This window comes from Priestia sp. JV24, assembly GCF_025910025.1.
Lineage (GTDB): Bacteria > Bacillota > Bacilli > Bacillales > Bacillaceae_H > Priestia > Priestia megaterium.
Window position 1 is genome coordinate 75631 of the sequence record NZ_JAPCIN010000009.1, and the last position, 17665, is coordinate 93295.

Genomic DNA, 17665 nt, shown 5'->3' on the forward strand with positions numbered 1-17665 from the left:
AGAGTATGTTAAAAATTGGACAATATACATTTAATTCACGTTTATTATTAGGGACAGGGAAATTTCCTGACTTTACGACTCAGCGTCAAGCGGTAGAAGAGTCAGAAACAGAAGTTTTAACATTTGCTGTGAGACGAATGGATATTTTTGATCAAAATCAACCTAATTTATTAGAAGCGCTTGATGTGAAGCGTTTCACTCTTTTGCCTAACACTGCTGGAGCAAAAAATGCAGAAGAGGCCGTACGTATTGCTAAATTAGCAAAGGCTTCTGGACTTTGTGACATGGTAAAAGTAGAAGTAATTGGATGTGATAAAACGCTGCTTCCTGATCCAGTTGAAACATTAAAAGCCAGTGAAGAACTGTTAAAAGAGGGCTTTACCGTTTTACCTTACACATCAGATGATGTTTTACTTGCACGTCGTTTAGAGGAGTTAGGCGTACATGCCATTATGCCAGGAGCTTCGCCTATCGGTTCAGGTCAAGGTATTATTAATCCGTTGAACATGCGTTTTATCATTGAACAATCAACTGTTCCAGTAATTGTAGATGCAGGTATTGGAACGGCTTCAGACGCAGCTCAAGCTATGGAGCTAGGAGCAGATGGTGTGTTATTAAATACAGCTGTTTCAGGAGCAAAAGATCCTGTGAAAATGGCTCGTGCTATGAAGCTAGCGATTGAAGCAGGACGAGCAGCATTTGAAGCAGGACGTATTGAAAAGAAACAATATGCAACGGCAAGCAGTCCAACAGAAGGGATGAGTATCGGTTGATTAATCGTTATTCCCGCCAAGAATTGTTTCAACCTATTGGAAAAGGCGGACAGCAGCAAATTCAAGAAAAGCATGTTCTGATTGTAGGAGCAGGTGCTCTTGGAACAGGGAACGCGGAGGCACTTGCGCGAGCGGGGGTAAAGAAAATAACGCTCATTGACCGGGACTATGTAGAGTGGAGCAACCTTCAGCGGCAGCAATTGTATAGTGAAAAAGATGCTGATAAAAGAATTCCAAAAGCAATTGCCGCTAAAAAACGGCTTCACGATATTAATCACGATGTAAAAGTAGAAGCGCACGTAGCAGACGGTACCCCTCAAGTTTTAGAACAGCTTGTTGAGGGGGTAGATGTTATGATTGATGCAACCGATAATTTTGACACACGCCTTGTAATGAATGATTTATCACAAAAATATGATATTCCTTGGATTTACGGAGCATGTGTAGGAAGTTATGGAATTAGTTATACTATCATACCAAGTGAAACACCATGTTTATCCTGTTTGCTTGAATCTGTACCGCTTGGAGGGTTAACATGTGATACAGTGGGGATTATTAGTCCTGCTGTCCAAATGGTAGTCGCTCATCAAGTAACAGAAGTGTTAAAAATATTAGTCGGAGACTGGAATGCGCTCAGGAGGGAACTTGTTTCGTTTGACGTATGGAAAAATGAGTATACGAGCATCAATGTGAACGTGTTTCGCAAATCTGCTTGCCGCTCATGCGGCAGTGAACAAACGTATCCCTTTTTACAATATGAAAATCAAACGAAAACAGCTGTGTTATGCGGAAGAAACACGGTACAAATCCGTCCGGGCAAATCAGCCAAGCAGCCGCTGCAGTCTTTAGGTGAACGATTAAAAGAAAAAGGATATAAAATTGAACAGAATCCGTATCTGCTTTCTTTTTATGTAGATGATTACCGTTTAGTTATGTTTCAAGATGGGCGCGTCTTTGTGCATGGAACAAACGATATAGTAGAAGCAAAGTCACTTTATCATCGGTATATTGGGTAAGAAAGAGATGGAGGTTTCAAGCATGACAGTACCAAAAGCATTAACCATTGCTGGATCAGACAGCGGTGGAGGAGCAGGTATTCAAGCAGATTTAAAAACATTTCAAGAGCGTGACGTTTTTGGCATGTCTGTTATTACAGCTGTGACCGCACAAAATACAGTTGGCGTTCAAGGAGTTTATCCTTTAGAAGTAGAAGCAGTTGAAACGCAGTTAGATTCAATTGCCACTGACTTATTTCCTAATGCAGTGAAGACAGGTATGTTGTTCAGTGCTGATATTATTTACGCAGTGGCTCGTAAAATCAAACAGTACGGACTGCAAAATGTTGTAGTTGATCCCGTTATGATTGCAAAAGGCGGTCAGTCTCTTCTTCAAAGAGAAGCCGTACAGGCTCTAAAAGAATTATTGCCTCTTTGTGAAGTCATTACGCCGAACATACCGGAGGCGGAAGTCATCACGGGTAAAGAAATTCACACGATCGAAGACCGAAAAGAAGCGGCAAAACAGATTCATGAGCTAGGTGTAAAGCACGTGGTAATTAAAGGCGGACATGATCAATCTCATCAAGATATGATTGATATAGTGTATGATGGTCATAAGTACGTTGAAATCACACATGAAAAGATGAATACAAAGCATACACATGGAACGGGATGCACGTTTGCTGCTTGCGTCACAGCTGAACTAGCGAAAGGCAAAAGCGTGGTTGAAGCAGTTCAAACTGCCTCGGATTTTGTTCACTATGCGATTAAGCACACGCTTGAAATTGGTTCCGGACACGGTCCTACTAATCACTGGGCGTATGGAAAATACTTTCGTTCAAACATATAAAAAAACGTGCCTACAATCTAGGCACGTTTTTTATGAAGAAGGAATATGGGTAGGAATCTCTCCATCGATGCCTAAATAATAATGTCTAAGGGGCTTTAAATTATCATCAAGCTCATAAACAAGCGGCACGCTTGTAGGAATATTCAAGTTCGCAATGCCATCAGGCGAAATGTTATCCAAGTACTGCATCAGAGCCCTAATCGTATTACCGTGAGCGGAAATAATAACCTTTTTGCCAGCTTTAATAGAAGGAGCAATAGTTTCGTCCCAGTATTCTAGAACCCGCTTTTCTGTATCGGCTAAGTTTTCCGTTACAGGAAATTGTCCCTTAGCTAATTCCTTATACTTAGGGTTGGAAGCTTCATAGCGAATATCTGTTGTCTCTAAAGCAGGAGGGCGTTCGTTCATCGACCTTCTCCACAAATGCACTTGCTCTTCTCCAAATTTTTTTGCGGTTTCTTCTTTGTTCAAACCTTGAAGAGCCCCGTAGTGCCGTTCATTCAGCCTCCAAGATTTATACACGGGAATCCACATGAAGTCCATTTGATGTAAGACAATCCATAGAGTGCGAATGGATCGTTTTAAAACAGAAGTATAGGCAATATCAAAAGTATATTCGTTTTTCTTTAGTACTTTTCCAGCTTCTCGCGCTTCTTGCAATCCATTTTTAGAAAGATCTACATCCGTCCAGCCTGTAAATTTATTTTCAAGATTCCACACGCTTTGTCCGTGCCGAATCAACACAAGTTTTATCATCGTGTTCTCCTTTCAACAGTGACTAAGGACTCTATTCTTTTTTATTATGAGAAGGAAAGAGTTTTTTATCCTAAAGCCGGGGAAAGGAGTTTTTATCATTTAGAAAAAGTGATGCCGAAAAGTAAAGCTTTAACTTTTTTACGCATATGATAAAAATAAAAAAGGGAAGGGAAGATAGTGGATGAGTGACCAAGAACGTCAGATTCAAGCGCTGCACGGCCAAATTGAAGATTTAAAAGAAGAAATGTATCAGATGAAGCTTGATATTAGCACATTAGAGAAAGAAAAAGGAAAGCCTGTTTTGACACCGGCTCTCGTTGGTCAAATAGGAGGTTTTGTTCTAGGTGGATTAGCTATAATCGGTATTTTCTGGATGTAGAACTTCTCGTTTTGAAAACGAAAAGTTCTCCTGATTTTTTAATAAGCAATTCCAACGCGGCATTTGGGAAATTTTTGAGCCCATATCTCATGGTAGGTAAAATGAGCGGTATCTCCCGTTGAAATTTTAACGGCATCAGCTGGTAAAATATCTTTTTCCATTCGATACGTGCCTGTTATTTCACCCTCAGGCAAGTATGTTGGGCATATAACCGTCCAGTTTAGATCACTTTCCTTCAAGTGTAAGTATCCTTTTAAATGATCTTCTGCTGCTCTGGTCGTTTTACGCTTTGATTCATTTGATTGAAAACGATACTTTTCTGGTTCTGTTCGTGATTGTAAGATGCCTGCAGTTCCAGTAGTAAGAATACGATGAACGCCATAATACTTCATGCTGTTTATAATAAGCGGCATACTTTTCGAAATCGTCTCTGCACCATCTGTATTTAACGCGCTGACTACGATATCTTGGTGCTTGAGGGCAAAGTTGATATTTTCTTGATGAAGTACATCGCCTTGTAAGATATGTAGGTTTGGATGACTAACCTGTAGCTTATTGCGGTCTCTAACAAGTACAGTAACGTCGTTTTCATCTTTTAGCATCATTTTTAATAAAGACTGTCCAACTCGCCCTGTAGAGCCTAATAGTAAAATTTTCATTGGCTACACCCCTCTATAAAAGATAGTATCTATTCTTTAGGATATACAATCTGTATACTTATTCATAATAAAAAGCATGCGTAGCATAAAGTAATACAAAGTTGATGAATGAAATATTCAACAACAAAAAAATTTGATATGATAAAAAGACAGAAAAATCAAAAAAATAGGAGAGTGAATGTCTTTTGGGAGACTTGCCTCTGAATCAAATGATGATACTAGTCGTTTTGCTTATGTTATCAGCTTTCTTTTCATCTGCTGAGACAGCCTTTTCAAGCGTAAATAAAATTCGTTTAAAACATTACGCTGAGAAAAAATATCGGGGAAGTAAAAAAGCGCTGCATATTGCTGAACACTTTGAGCAGACGCTATCGACAATTTTAGTAGGAAATGTTGTCGTAAACATTGCTGCGTCCTCTTTGGCAGCTAAAATTGCCCTCGATATGTTTAAAGGAAACCTAGCACTTGTGATTAGTATCATTGTTATGACCATCATCATTTTGATTTTTGGTGAAGTCTTGCCAAAATCGTTAGCTAAAGAGCATGCCGAATCTTTTGCGCTGATGATTTCTTCCTTGTTATTTATTATTATTAAATTGTTAACCCCGATTTCCTTCTTATTTTTACAGGTAAAAAAAGGAACTTCTCACTTGTTAACGTCTGCTCCTACACCAACGATTACAGAAGATGAAATTAAAGTGATGGTAGATTTAAGCGAAGAAGAAGGAACGATTAATAATATTGAAAAAGAGCTAGTTCATCGTTCACTCAATTTTAATGACATTGTGGTGGGGCAAATTTTAAAACCTAGAATAGATGTCACAGCAGTTGACGTAAATGCCGATATTGATTCGGTTTGTCAAATGTTTCTTGAAGAGAGATATTCAAGAGTCCCTGTATATGAAGATCATATTGATAATATTATTGGCATTTTATCAGAAAGAGAATTTTTAACCTGTTTAATCCAAAGAAAAAAGATTTCTATTCGTGATTTGTTGAGACAACCTATTTTTGTAGTAGAATCCATGAAAATATCTGTTCTATTGCCAGAGCTCCAAAAAAGTAAGGTGCACATGGCAATTGTAGTTGATGAGTTTGGTGGAACGGCCGGTCTTGTGACCTTAGAGGATATATTAGAAGAAATTGTAGGAGAGATTTGGGATGAACATGATGAAGCTGTTAAGTATGTACACCAGATAGGGGAAAAGGAGTACGAATTTAACGCCGACATCCCTATTGATGAATTTTTAACCTATATAGCGGTTAGTTCTCCTGACAGTACGTGCCATACCTTAGGGGGATGGATATATGAGCAGTTTGATCATATCCCTGCTAAAGGAGACTTTTTCTCATATGAAGAGATATTGTTTACCATTAAGGAAGTAGAAAATCGACGTATTCGCAAAGTTTCCGTAAAATCATTTGGGAATAAGAATGAGGAAGCTGATTAAAAGAAACTAGAAAGCGCTCCAAGAGATCTTGGAGCGCTAAAGCCATAATATGAAATTAGTTAATATTAGTACTTGCCGCCTAGGTTTTGCTCAGCTAATTGTACTAAACGTTTTGTGATTTCGCCACCAACAGATCCGTTCGCACGAGCTGTTGCATCTGGTCCTAAGTTTACACCAAACTCACTAGCGATTTCGAACTTCATTTGATCGATAGCAGCTTGAGCACCAGGCGCTACTAACTTGTTTGATGAATTTCTGTTTGATGCGTTTTGATAATTTGCCATGTGTATTCATCTCCTCGTTAGATAAAATAGATTGTAATGGTTGAGTTAGCTGGAGTTGAACCAGCCGAGCAGATGCATCGATTAGATCCGCTTGCCTACCGCGGCGTAACTCAATGCTTGCGAGCTGTTGTACTCGGTTGTTACTAGTATTATGGCGAAAGGGAAAAAACATATACATAGAAAACTATTGGTAATTTATAGAAATTTTTGTGTAGAGTTTGATAAAGAGTAAGAGAGTTTTATTCCGTGCATATTATAGGTACATATTGATCAGGTAAAGCGAGGTGTGCGGATGTCGATTTGTTCCTTATGTAATGGGTTTAGTGATGTACAAATGACGTGCAAAACATGTGGAGGAGTGCTGGGGGATATGGGAAAAGTCAGCGATTATTTTGATGATTACAGTGCTTACATGGAAATCGATCAGTTAAAAGTAGAAAATGGGTATCCTAGTGATTTAGCAAATCACCAATGTATTCATCTCTTTTACTGCTCTACTTGTCACAGTGAAGAATTGAAGCAAATACAGGAATAAAAAAAGACCCCTGGGGGTCTTTTTTATTCGTGTTCAGCACGGATGCGCTGTTCAGATTCTGCATCAAAGAAATGCGCTTTGTTCATATCTAATGCTAAGTCTAGAGACTGAAGCGGTTTAATATCTGTTCTTGAATCTACGCGTGCTACAAAATCTTGTCCGCCAAGTTTAGAATAAAGCATGGTTTCAGCTCCCATTAACTCGGATACATCGACTTTGATTGTAACTTTTGTGCCAGGTGAAGATTCAATAAATACAGGCTCATCATGGAAATCTTCAGGACGGATGCCTAAAATAATTTGTTTGTTTAAATATCCTTGCTCGCGAAGTATTTTCATTTTACCTTCCGGAACTGCAAGAAGAGAATCGCCTACTTGAACCTTTCCGTCTTTTAACGTTCCGGTTAAGAAGTTCATAGCAGGAGAACCAATAAACCCGCCTACAAATACATTTTCAGGTTTTTCATATACTTCTTTTGGTGTACCAACCTGCTGGATAATCCCATCTTTCATAACAACCAGACGAGAAGCCATTGTCATTGCTTCGGTTTGGTCATGTGTTACGTAAATTGTCGTTGTACCCAAACGCTGGTGAAGCTTCGCAATTTCAGAACGCATTTGCACACGTAATTTCGCGTCTAAGTTTGATAAAGGTTCGTCCATCAAGAAGACCTTAGCATCACGAACGATTGCACGACCTAGAGCTACACGCTGACGCTGTCCGCCGGATAATGCTTTTGGCTTACGCTCTAAGTATTGCTCAAGTCCTAAAATACGAGCGGCATCTTTTACGCGGCGTTCGATTTCATCTTTTGGTAATTTACGAAGTTTTAAGCCGAAAGCCATGTTGTCATATACGCTCATATGCGGATACAATGCGTAGTTTTGGAATACCATTGCAATGTCGCGATCTTTTGGAGCAACGTCATTTACACGCTTGCTGTCAATATAAAAATCACCTTTGGAAATTTCCTCTAGCCCTGCAACCATACGAAGCGTTGTCGATTTCCCGCAGCCTGAAGGCCCAACAAATACAATAAATTCTTTATCTTGGATGTGAAGGTTAAAATCTTTTACCGCCGTCACATCTTTATCATACATTTTATAAATATGTTCTAAACGTAATTCAGCCATTTCCATTTCCCCCTTGTATGTACTCTGTGAAACCGTTTTCTTAAATCTAGTGTAATTTTTTTAAATGAAACGGTAAATGGGAAACATGCACAAAAAAAAGAAAGGGTTTTCGTGCACTATTTACGAAAACCCTTTCATTTTATTTTCCATCTTGCGAATTTTTTAAAGCAAGAATGGCTAAGTAAGCAGACACAGCTCCTGTAAAGTGTTTGATATCAAGGTGTGTGCGATCAATAAATTTCTCAATTCTATACTGCAAGCTGTTGCGATGCATGTACAATTTCTTAGCAGCAAGAGATACGTTTAAATTACATTCTAAATAAACTTTAATGGTTTCTAAAAGATCTCCATCATCTTTTACTAAGTCAAGTAAATGTATCATATGATTTTGGATTGCCTCTGAAGACTCTTGCAGAACCAAATGGGGTAAAACGTCGGTAAAATGGATAACATGGTTTTGTTCGACTGTATGCTTAATTTGATAAAACCATTTCTTTTCACGCTCAAAAATTAATCGCGGTGAAGACGGAAAAAAGTGAATTTGTCCTTCAAAGAACTGAATTGAAGTTTCAAAATCATGACATAGCACCTCGATAGAATCTGATAAATTTTCAGTTAAGTCATTAGGATCATTAAAGGTTTCGATGACGATACCTGATTGTTTATCAATCCACAACACAGTAATCGAGGTAGAATACAAGGCGTGAAGCGCATTTTCAAACTCTATTTTTTGTTCAAACAAACGTTTAATTAAAAACTGGGTGAAGCGAAAAGAATGGTGCTTATGATGAGAATGAATGACTTTTTCAGGTGCTTCAAATAACAGGTCTAACCAATACAATTGCTCTGGCGTCAGTAAAGAAATTTTCTCATCATAAGGGGTTAAAAAAGCAGAAAGTAATGCCTGCTCTTTTTGAGATAAAGCGGTGTGTTCAATTCCAATGAAGCCTTCATCACATGAAAACCATTTGTAACGTTCAAATTGAGAAGGGATTTTAGCCTTAATCATTTTATCCCCAAATAGTGTGTGCAACTGTTTCATCTGTGCTCGTTCCCTTCGGTGAAAGCTTACTATTCATAAACGTGAAAAAGCATAAGCTCATGAATATAATCAATTAATTGTGTTTCATCTATTTGATTAGAAGGCGCAGTTTTCCATACAATTTGTCCATCTTTTAAATAATCAGCCTCATAATAAACCCGATTCATATAAAACGAGATATGCCAGCCCGGCATTCGATTATTTTGATACAGCGGTTTAACCTGAAAGTGTGAAACCATAAAGAAAATCTCCTTTCTCAATTAGTTATTATAAGCTTACCATGAGAAAAGGAGATGAAAAATCATTTAATCTAAAAATTTTGTTAATTTGTAAAATATGTTGCATATGTGTTTAGCACCTTGCGTTTGAATATCTGTTTCATCAAAAATCATCGGTTTTGCATTCACTTCAAACAAATAATACTGCCCTTGGGCTGACTTTGCCATATCAAGAGAAAATTCTTCAACTAGAGGGAAGGATTTTTGAAGGACTTGCCCGCACGTATTTACAAAGGACGAAAGAAAGGAAGTATCTACTTCATCTTCTAAATCTTGGAAAGGTGAAATGCTGCCGCCGTTTAACGTATGTGTTGTAATGGATTGATAGGGACTATGTCGAATGCCGACGCCGCTAATAACATATCCGCTATCTTTGTGATGCGCTAAAATACGTAAGTCATAGCGCCTGTCTTTGAATGGTTGCGTCTCAATCGCTTCTTGAATGAGATAAGCAGACCTGGGAAGGTCAATTGCTTGTAAAGAAGAAAATTCTTCTTTGCGTTTATGATCTTGGTAAATAATCGTATGCTTATGGGAAGATAATCGAAAAATTCCAGCACCTTTACTGCTGTTAATAGGCTTAAAGTAAAGGGAAGAGTGCTTTTGCAGAAGCTTAGCAATATCAATTTCTGGTGTTAAACGATAGGTTTTAGGAAGGTGAGAAGATAGTAGTGGCTCCTTTGAAAATAATTGATATACTTTCCATTTTGAAAAAAAAGCGGAATTAAAAAGTGGGATGTGCTTGCCTTTAATTTTTTGATGTAAAGATGTCAGCTTCTTAGTTTCTGATTTTCTTCCTGGATAACGATTATATATAACGTTTGGCAGCGGCAAAGTTGTTTTGATCCACTGCTTTTTTGCACCGTCAAAGCAATACCCTTCAAAGAAGTGATGAGACATTGTTTCTTCAGCGAATAAAGCAAGAAGCCCGCCTTTTTCTTGCAGGGTATGATGTAAGAGTTCCAATAAAGGGCGCTGTTTTACATTCAGTTTTTCCAAAACCGCTTTGTTCGTTAAAACTCCCACAATAGGACCGACTTTTTCTCCTTTTAAACGAAGAAAAGCTTGAGTAGAAGAAATGTTTTGAGTAAAGGGAAGTTCAATTTCTTGAACTCCCCATGTGTAAGATGCTGAAGGGTTATGATGAAACCACTGCTGCTTTTCTTTGTGATAGTAAATTGTAATCATATGCTGATGCCTTCAGGTGTATTTAGATAGTATCCAGATAAGTAAATCGCATATTCTAGAGAAAGTTTTCTAGTTTGTTGATCCGCTTTTCGTAAGGCAGGGTGTGAAAAAATAGAGCGACCGGGCTTGGAGTTAGCTTCAAACAGCCATACGTTTCCTTGATAATCCACTCCAAAATCGAATCCAAGCTCTCCAATTAATCCGTTCAACTCCTGTTCAAGCACATGACTAATTGAGATAGCGGCATCTTTTAGCTTATTTTCAATTTCTTTTTTGTAAGAAGGGTTGGTGAATATTTTAGCTGTAGCTTCAATTTCTCCGCCGTAATCAAGATGCGTAGTGATGCTGTTGGGACCGGCTACTTTAGCAGCCAGAGCAGTAAGCACCCATTGGTTATTCCCGTCTTTATTCGTATGCACGCGAAAGTCTACACAGCGCTTTTCTTTTTTGATTAATGAAATACCTTGCTGAGCAATGTAGGAAGGATTAGTAAGTAAATATTCAAATTCTGATAATAGATCCTCTAAGGTTTCTTTTTCTTGAACATGAAGACCTTTTTCTCCTTTGTAAGTCAGCGTGTACATGGAACTCTTAAAAGATAGGGTATAAATGCCCCGGCCTAAGCTTCCGTTTTTCGGTTTTAAATAAACGGTTTGATGAAGAAGTAGAAGTTTTTTTATTTGCTCACACGAAGGACTTTCAACCGTGTAAGGTAACAAATAGGCTGTCTGCTCGTTCAGTTTTAAAAGCTCATGAATTTCCCACTTGTTGAAAAAATCAGGATTAAAAAATGGAATGCCGTAATCAGTCATCATCTTTTCTTTAATGAACTTAAAAGGAGCTAACCCTTCTGTTTTTCGATTTGGCAAACGATTATATACAACGTTAGGAAGCGGGATTTCATGTTGTGTCCAGCCGCTTTCTTCATAAAAATAGCCGTTTATGGTCCCGGTTTCCCAGTTGATATGATGAGTTCCAAAAATAAAAGGCAGGCCCCCTGTTATACTTGCAGTAGAAAGAAGTTTAGCTAAGTGAAGGGAACGCTTTCCAATTGGCCGCAGCAGAGAACCAGTAAAACCAGCGGATAACACACCGATTAAAGGTCCTAAGTGAATGGTCTCATTCACAATAATAGGATGCATCATATGGGCGAAAGGAATTTGAAGTTTTGTCATTAGCTCAGCTGAAATCTGAATTTCTTCACGTTCTGAAGATTGTATAAGGCATGGAGCTGTCATGGTTCCAAAAGCTGCTTGTTTCAAGGAGTCTTTGTAAAGAGATGCAGGAACAGAAAGATCACAGCCTAGCTGCTCTACTACAACAAGGGGAGTAAGAGTTTTTTTCATAGCATTACTCCTTACGATACGATAGTGTGTTAGCTAAATAGACGCAGTAAGACAGGACATTTTTATACATGACTTCTTTTTGTTCAGGTGCTGTTTCCATTACTATTTTTCTTCCCGGTTTCGAATTTAAATCTAGAATCCAGATGCTGAAGTCTCTCGAGATACATAAATCAATACCTAATTCAAAAAGAGAAGGAAAGTGATTTTCGAGCACGGACGGAATCGTTTTACAAATGGTGTTGATTTCATCCCTTACATATTGACGATGAACGCGAGGAATGCGAGGCAGCAAGTTCTCAAAAGGTACAATAGATGCTCCTGAACTTACATTTGTTACGATAGAGTCCCGTTCACCTTGTCTAATGCCTCTTCCAATTTCTTTCCAAGCACCATCGTTTCCTTTTTGTAATAGCAGTCTTATATCAAAAGGAGTGCGTTCATAAGGGAAAAATGAAATATGGGGTTGAGCAATATACAGTACATCACGGGTGGTTTTCGTAAACCAGTTCTTAAACTCTTGAAAAGAGGAAAATAGAATGGTGTTTACAATGTCATTTTGTTGATAAGAAGCTTCAATTTCACGTCCACGCTGTCTTAATTTCACAATCCCTTTACCTTGTGAGCCGTTGGCAGGTTTAATCATTAGGCTATCGTTTGTTCGAAGCAGCTGAACAAGTTGCTCTACACTTTCGATTGGAGTGGTAGGAGGAATATATGAAGATAAATAGCTATCTTTTTTAATTACTTCATAGACATCTAGCTTATTGGGTAATCCATGGCCTAAAAATGTAACATCTTCCCGCTGTTTAAGCCAGTTTACAATAGGGCGAGCCTTTTTAGACAGAGAGTCTTTTCGATAAAAGCAGCGATCGTAAATAAACGAAGGAAGTAAGAAGGAATCTTCTATCCATTTCTTTTGTTGTAAATCGTAGCGGAAGCCTTCAATATTTTCGGTGTTAGGATGAATGTTAAAAGGAGTAAAACGGTATATTTCAATCGAAAACTCAGAAGCATGTTTAGCAATTTCGGTCACGTACTCCACTTCTTGCTGCGGGTGAATCGTTAAAAAGCCTAATGAAATCATCATAAATCCTCCTTGGGAAATTGAAAATTCGTTGCATGCAGACAATAATCAAGCAGTGCTTTTGTTGATGGACGGACAGAGAAAGCGCTTGAATCAGATTGTTTGGAAGGCTTGACATTTACTTCAATAATCCAAGGCTTTCCTTCTTGATCAATCGCTAAATCAATACCGAATTCGGCATAAAGTTCAGACGGATGAGAAAGCTGCGTGCAAATTTCAATCGCAATCTCTTTTAAAAGTGAAAGGATATGGCGGGTAGTTTTTGAATCATAGAGCTGAGTTAACACTTGCTGAGGAGGATGAATATCTCCTCCACGGGCAAGATTTGAGACGAAATTGCCGGGTTTTGATACACGTGTGACAATGGACGTGATTTTCCACGTCAAGTCGTCTTTTTTATGACAGAGAATGCGGAAATCAAAAGGGCACTGTTTGTATGTCTGCAGTGAAATTCCTTCTTGGATGAGGAATCCTTGCCTTTTTAATTGACTATAAAGCGTTTCAAATAAGTCATAAAGAGATTCATATTCTTTTTCATATGTCTGCGTAAACGTTGTATAGTCTAAAATATACCTCTCTTTTTTTGAAATTTTAAAAATGTTTTTTCCTTGGCTACCATGAACAGGCTTCAAAAAAACATCGTCATGAAGTTCCAAAGCGTCAAGAAGATCTTGACGTGAACGAAGCTGATACGTTTTTGGCAAATATGGAAGCAAGTGTACGACATCTTTAAGCTGTTGAAAAACCGTCCATTTATTTAAGTAGCGTGCGTTAAAGAAAGGAACGTCATGTTCTTTTAAAAATGTTTTAAAGGTTTGAAAATCAGCGGTTTGCTCCGTTTTCCTGGCATGAATCCGATTGTGTACGATTCCAGGAAAGGGAACGTCTGAATAAACCCATCGATCAGCGCGATAAACATATCCTTTAGGGGATAATGACTTCACGTCGCTTAATTTACTCACATAGCAAAAACACCCTAACTCCTTGCAAGCTTGAACAAATTCCTTACAAAATACAGAAATGGAGCCAAAGAGTTCTTCATCTTCTCGAACTTCTGTTACGATGCTAATGACGGGTCCCAACCTAAACGTGTTCTCTTCATAAATGCCTCTCAGCTGATGTGCTTCATACGGAAAGCGAAAGTCTGTAAATAGAGCTTCTGACATCATGAAACAGCATTCTCGATGCTGAAAAACGGTGGCTTCGACTTCTTTCGTAATGGAGCCTACTGTTAACGTAAACTCGTGCTTGCACTTCACATGGGAGAACAGAGCAGAACTAATGTAAATGTCGCTGCTCATATGGTTCTCTAGTGGTTTTAGAGAAATGGTAAAAGTATTCATAAACGAATCCTCTTTTTCTTTCCTTTAGTAGGCGAATGCTGATATATACTATGAGGAATTAGCCCAATCTGTGAAGAGAATTTATCGTTTTCTAAGAAAATAAAGGTCTTAAGCTGAATTTTATATAATAATTTGTTATAGTTAGGGAAGTCAAGAAATTATAGAACTTAATTAGGAGGAACTTAACGTGTCTGTAAACTTACATGATGTAGCAAATGATTTAGAAAAAGCAATTCGTCAAAGCGACGATTACACAAACTTAAAAAACTTATATGCAGCAGTAAACGCTGATCAAGGTTCAAAACAATTATTTGAGCGTTTCCGTACAATGCAAATGGAGTTGCAACAAAAGCAAATGATGGGCCAAGAAATCACTGAAGAAGAAGTTCAGCAAGCTCAACAAACAGTTGCAATCGTTCAACAAGATCAAAATATTGCGAAGCTAATGGAAGCTGAGCAACGTATGAGCATGGTAATTGGTGAATTAAACAAAATTATCATGAAGCCACTTGAAGAACTTTACGGTGCGGCTGAATAAGAGATAGAGAAAAGAGGAAAAGAGAAATCTTTTCCTCTTTTTTTTATGCGGAAATTCCTTCTAATTGTGCAGTTCTGCTCATAAGCTTAGTAACAAGGCTACACATGCCGACTATCATGAAAAGGTCATTTATAACCGTATCCTAACGGATTAGACATCTATGAAAGAAGGGGTTCTCATATGGCTTATCGATTGCTAGCGTTGAATATTGATGGAACCATTTTAAATAGCCAAGGGCGCGTTACAAAAGAAACCAAAGACGCAATTCAATTCGTTAAAAATAAAGGGGTTTACGTTACGTTAGTAACAAACAGGCATTTTCCGTCTGCTAAAAAAATTGCTCGGTCACTTAAAGTTCATCCAGCAATGCTCATTACTCATAGCGGTGCCTTTATCGGAACATCGATAGACAAACCGATACTAGATAAGAGAATTAGCGAGGAAAAAACATTTAATCTCATTCAGCTTTTTGAAAATTTTAATTGTCATGTCCGCATTTTACATGAAAGGTTTTCAATTGGAAATCGTGTAAAGCTTCCTAATAATATCGTAGCTAAAAGCGTGTTGAAAACGGGAGAACCGCTCTTTTATCCCGTGCAGTTCGTAGATTCATTAGGAGATACACTTCGTGATGAACCTGTTTCTACGCCAAAAATAGAAGTTTATTTTGCAGATCGTAGAGAAAAAGAATATGCCGAGCAAACAATTGCTAGTGCAGTTCCGGATATTGAATGGTTTTCGTATCCAAATGAAAATAGATGTTATATTACGCCAAAAGGAGCCACAAAAGCTGCCGGCGTTCGTTATGTAGCAAATCGTCTAGGGATACCAATGGAAGACGTGGTAGCAATTGGAAATTGCTATGATGATTTAGAAACGATTGAACATGCAGGAATGGGTGTGGCCATGGGCAATTCACCAACAGAATTAAAAATGCTTGCGGATTGGGTTACTCGTTCTAATAATGAAAATGGTGTAGCCTATATGGTAAAAGAATTATTTAGAAAGCAGCAGCGCCTTGGTTATCTTCATCAAATTGACAGCTTTCGTTTAAAATAAATAAAGGAAAAAAGAGGCTAGTACAAAAGCAGTTTAGCCGAAGGAAGATCCGAACGATGAATCGAGATTCTTGATAGAGAATCCAATTCGTTCGGATTTTTTTATTGGAAGAGTGAACGTAGATTTCATATATGTACGTGCTTCTAGCAGTTGATTGGAGGGCAAGGCGAAGACTTCCGTGCGAAAAGCGCAAGCGACGAGAAGGCTCATCGCCCGCCCGCGGAAAGCAAAGCCTTGCATGGAAATCAACAAAGTGTAACAAGCGGTTCAGCTCATGTATCTCATTTGTTCGTCTTTAGATTGAATTAATGTTTATGGCTCAATCTCTTTTCCGTTTGTTTCCTGTCCGCGCATTCCCTTGAACTGAGCACCTTGACCGGACATACATAGGTTTTGTAAACTGATTACTTAGATAGAATTGATTTGAAAGGTGATTATATTGAACATTTATATAAAAGGTATAGAAGATGAACGTTTTTTACGTCCGCTTCACCGAATTTCAGATTTGTTTTTTGAAGAAAGCAACGTCTCCTTTGAGGATGATAACGAAGCTCAGCTGAAAGTCGAAGTAGAGCTAAAAGTTCATGAAGAAATTTATGCGAAAGCAGTACTCCATGACGCTGAAACGGACAAAGTGTTTACAGAAGAGCTTGCTAAATCGTTTACGCCATATGAAACAGAAAAAGAAAAATTTAAGCAAATAAAAAATGTGGTGCTTCGCGTCTACTTATCTGTACTACAGGAGTATACAAGCATTGTTCAAAAATGGGGTATTTTAACTGGTATACGTCCAACGAAGCTGCTTCATATGAAACTGCAGTCAGGCAAAAGTAAAGAACAAGCGCATCGTGAGCTAAAGGAAGAATATTTAATCACCGATGACAAAATTAATTTAATGCAGCATATTGTGGATCGTCAACTAGCAGCTATTCCCGATTTACATGAGTTAAAGAACGAGGTAAGCATTTATATAGGCATTCCGTTTTGTCCGACGAAGTGTGCATACTGTACATTCCCAGCATATGCAATTAACGGACGTCAAGGATCCGTTACGTCATTTTTAGGCGGCTTGCATTATGAGATGCGTGAAGTAGGAAAATGGCTAAAAGACAATAACGTCAAGATTACAACCGTCTATTATGGTGGAGGTACACCAACGAGCATTACCGCTGAAGAAATGGACATGCTGTATGAAGAGATGTATGAATCGTTCCCGGATGTACAAAATATCCGTGAAATTACGGTAGAAGCAGGAAGACCCGATACGATTACGGAAGAAAAGCTAGCTGTTTTGAACAAATGGAATATTGACCGGATTAGTGTAAATCCGCAGTCTTATATTCAAGAAACCTTAAAAGCTATTGGACGTCATCATACAGTTGAAGAAACTATTGATAAATTTCATCTTTCTCGAAAAATGGGGATGAATAACATTAACATGGACTTAATTATTGGACTTCCAAATGAAGGTGTAGAAGAATTTCAGCATACGCTAGACGAATCTAAAAAATTGCTTCCTGAATCTTTAACTGTTCATACCCTATCGTTTAAACGCGCGTCTGAAATGACTCAAAATAAACGGAAATACAAAGTGGCAGATCGCTATGAAATTGGTAAAATGATGGATTTAGCGACTGAGTGGACTCAAGAACAAGGGTATGAACCTTATTATTTATATCGCCAAAAAAATATTTTAGGTAATTTAGAGAACGTTGGATATTCATTCCCTGGTCAAGAGAGCCTGTACAATATTATGATTATGGAAGAAAAGCAGACGATTATTGGTCTTGGATGCGGGGCATCTAGTAAGTTCGTGCATCCAGAAACAGGCATTATCACAAGGTTTGCGAATCCAAAAGACCCAAAATCGTACAACGATGGATTCGAGCACTACACACAAGAGAAACTCAAGATTTTAGATGAATTGTTTAGGAAATAAAAAGGTCACTTTTTAGTGATCTTTTTTTAT

The 17665-nt window shown here is 38.2% G+C and carries 20 protein-coding genes and 1 tRNA gene; 10 read left to right on the forward strand and 11 right to left on the reverse strand.

Annotated features, from left to right (window positions below):
* The first annotated feature begins 5 nt into the window (after positions 1 to 5).
* The 3 genes from OK414_RS02620 to thiD are packed head-to-tail and all read left to right on the forward strand — an operon-like array spanning position 6 to position 2621.
* Positions 6 to 773: a thiazole synthase gene (locus OK414_RS02620; RefSeq protein WP_016762956.1), complete on the forward strand. Its 768-nt coding sequence runs from the start codon at positions 6 to 8 to the stop codon at positions 771 to 773.
* A complete protein-coding gene (locus tag OK414_RS02625; RefSeq protein WP_013055284.1) occupies positions 770 to 1789 on the forward strand; it encodes a thiazole biosynthesis adenylyltransferase ThiF in 1020 nt (339 codons plus the stop codon). Before OK414_RS02620 ends, OK414_RS02625 begins: the two co-directional genes overlap by 4 nt.
* A gap of 22 nt (positions 1790 to 1811) precedes the next feature.
* Positions 1812 to 2621, forward strand: coding sequence for a bifunctional hydroxymethylpyrimidine kinase/phosphomethylpyrimidine kinase (gene thiD, locus OK414_RS02630; protein ID WP_016762957.1), 810 nt, complete (start codon positions 1812 to 1814; stop codon positions 2619 to 2621).
* Positions 2622 to 2651: 30 nt separating this feature from the next.
* On the opposite strand, the gene gpmA is transcribed toward thiD, so the two are convergent.
* The gene (gpmA, locus tag OK414_RS02635; protein ID WP_013081653.1) at positions 2652 to 3377 is read right to left on the reverse strand and encodes a 2,3-diphosphoglycerate-dependent phosphoglycerate mutase; all 726 of its coding nucleotides are present in this window, start codon (positions 3375 to 3377) and stop codon (positions 2652 to 2654) included.
* 181 nt (positions 3378 to 3558) lie between these two features.
* Between gpmA and OK414_RS02640 the strand changes: the two genes are divergently transcribed.
* A complete protein-coding gene (locus tag OK414_RS02640) occupies positions 3559 to 3756 on the forward strand; it encodes a hypothetical protein (protein ID WP_016762958.1) in 198 nt (65 codons plus the stop codon).
* Between the two features lie 38 nt (positions 3757 to 3794).
* Here OK414_RS02640 and OK414_RS02645 read toward each other — a convergent pair whose 3' ends face one another.
* Complete coding sequence (locus OK414_RS02645; protein ID WP_263045974.1) at positions 3795 to 4415, reverse strand: NAD(P)-dependent oxidoreductase; 621 nt, start codon at positions 4413 to 4415, stop codon at positions 3795 to 3797.
* Positions 4416 to 4600: 185 nt separating this feature from the next.
* Here OK414_RS02645 and OK414_RS02650 point away from each other — a divergent pair, with 185 nt between their 5' ends.
* Positions 4601 to 5866: a hemolysin family protein gene (locus OK414_RS02650; protein ID WP_016762960.1), complete on the forward strand. Its 1266-nt coding sequence runs from the start codon at positions 4601 to 4603 to the stop codon at positions 5864 to 5866.
* Between the two features lie 65 nt (positions 5867 to 5931).
* On the opposite strand, the gene OK414_RS02655 is transcribed toward OK414_RS02650, so the two are convergent.
* Positions 5932 to 6150: an alpha/beta-type small acid-soluble spore protein gene (locus OK414_RS02655; RefSeq protein WP_013055290.1), complete on the reverse strand. Its 219-nt coding sequence runs from the start codon at positions 6148 to 6150 to the stop codon at positions 5932 to 5934.
* A 37-nt stretch (positions 6151 to 6187) separates the two neighbouring features.
* Positions 6188 to 6263: transfer RNA gene (locus OK414_RS02660), tRNA-OTHER, on the reverse strand.
* A gap of 257 nt (positions 6264 to 6520) precedes the next feature.
* Between OK414_RS02660 and OK414_RS02665 the strand changes: the two genes are divergently transcribed.
* On the forward strand, positions 6521 to 6685 hold the full coding sequence (locus OK414_RS02665) for a hypothetical protein (protein WP_013055291.1): 165 nt from the start codon (positions 6521 to 6523) through the stop codon (positions 6683 to 6685).
* A gap of 23 nt (positions 6686 to 6708) precedes the next feature.
* On the opposite strand, the gene OK414_RS02670 is transcribed toward OK414_RS02665, so the two are convergent.
* The 7 genes from OK414_RS02670 to OK414_RS02700 all read right to left on the reverse strand — a co-directional run bounded on the left by OK414_RS02670 (position 6709) and on the right by OK414_RS02700 (position 14099).
* Entirely contained in the window at positions 6709 to 7818 is a 1110-nt protein-coding gene (locus OK414_RS02670) for an ABC transporter ATP-binding protein (protein WP_025752961.1), read from the reverse strand.
* 139 nt (positions 7819 to 7957) lie between these two features.
* Positions 7958 to 8860, reverse strand: coding sequence for a PucR family transcriptional regulator (locus tag OK414_RS02675; RefSeq protein WP_263045973.1), 903 nt, complete (start codon positions 8858 to 8860; stop codon positions 7958 to 7960).
* Positions 8861 to 8889: 29 nt separating this feature from the next.
* Entirely contained in the window at positions 8890 to 9099 is a 210-nt protein-coding gene (locus tag OK414_RS02680) for a YheE family protein (RefSeq protein ID WP_013081659.1), read from the reverse strand.
* A 66-nt stretch (positions 9100 to 9165) separates the two neighbouring features.
* Complete coding sequence (locus OK414_RS02685) at positions 9166 to 10326, reverse strand: YheC/YheD family protein (protein WP_263045972.1); 1161 nt, start codon at positions 10324 to 10326, stop codon at positions 9166 to 9168.
* On the reverse strand, positions 10323 to 11672 hold the full coding sequence (locus OK414_RS02690; RefSeq protein WP_216876286.1) for a YheC/YheD family protein: 1350 nt from the start codon (positions 11670 to 11672) through the stop codon (positions 10323 to 10325). The genes OK414_RS02685 and OK414_RS02690 overlap by 4 nt, the downstream gene beginning before the upstream one ends.
* Positions 11673 to 11676: 4 nt before the next feature.
* Positions 11677 to 12759 carry a YheC/YheD family protein gene (locus OK414_RS02695; protein WP_230586591.1) on the reverse strand — a complete coding sequence of 361 codons (1083 nt, stop codon included), beginning with the start codon at positions 12757 to 12759 and terminating at the stop codon, positions 11677 to 11679.
* Positions 12756 to 14099 (reverse strand): YheC/YheD family protein, encoded by a 1344-nt coding sequence (locus OK414_RS02700; RefSeq protein WP_263045971.1) that lies wholly within the window; start codon positions 14097 to 14099, stop codon positions 12756 to 12758. Before OK414_RS02700 ends, OK414_RS02695 begins: the two co-directional genes overlap by 4 nt.
* A gap of 187 nt (positions 14100 to 14286) precedes the next feature.
* On the opposite strand from OK414_RS02700, the gene OK414_RS02705 reads away from it, so the two are divergent.
* From OK414_RS02705 to OK414_RS02720, 4 genes are all read left to right on the forward strand, one after another.
* Complete coding sequence (locus OK414_RS02705) at positions 14287 to 14637, forward strand: YlbF family regulator (RefSeq protein ID WP_013055299.1); 351 nt, start codon at positions 14287 to 14289, stop codon at positions 14635 to 14637.
* Between the two features lie 180 nt (positions 14638 to 14817).
* On the forward strand, positions 14818 to 15696 hold the full coding sequence (locus OK414_RS02710) for a Cof-type HAD-IIB family hydrolase (protein ID WP_013055300.1): 879 nt from the start codon (positions 14818 to 14820) through the stop codon (positions 15694 to 15696).
* 150 nt (positions 15697 to 15846) lie between these two features.
* Positions 15847 to 16005 (forward strand): hypothetical protein, encoded by a 159-nt coding sequence (locus OK414_RS02715; protein WP_162837677.1) that lies wholly within the window; start codon positions 15847 to 15849, stop codon positions 16003 to 16005.
* A gap of 127 nt (positions 16006 to 16132) precedes the next feature.
* Positions 16133 to 17635 carry a coproporphyrinogen III oxidase gene (locus tag OK414_RS02720; protein ID WP_170943847.1) on the forward strand — a complete coding sequence of 501 codons (1503 nt, stop codon included), beginning with the start codon at positions 16133 to 16135 and terminating at the stop codon, positions 17633 to 17635.
* Positions 17636 to 17665 lie beyond the last annotated feature (30 nt).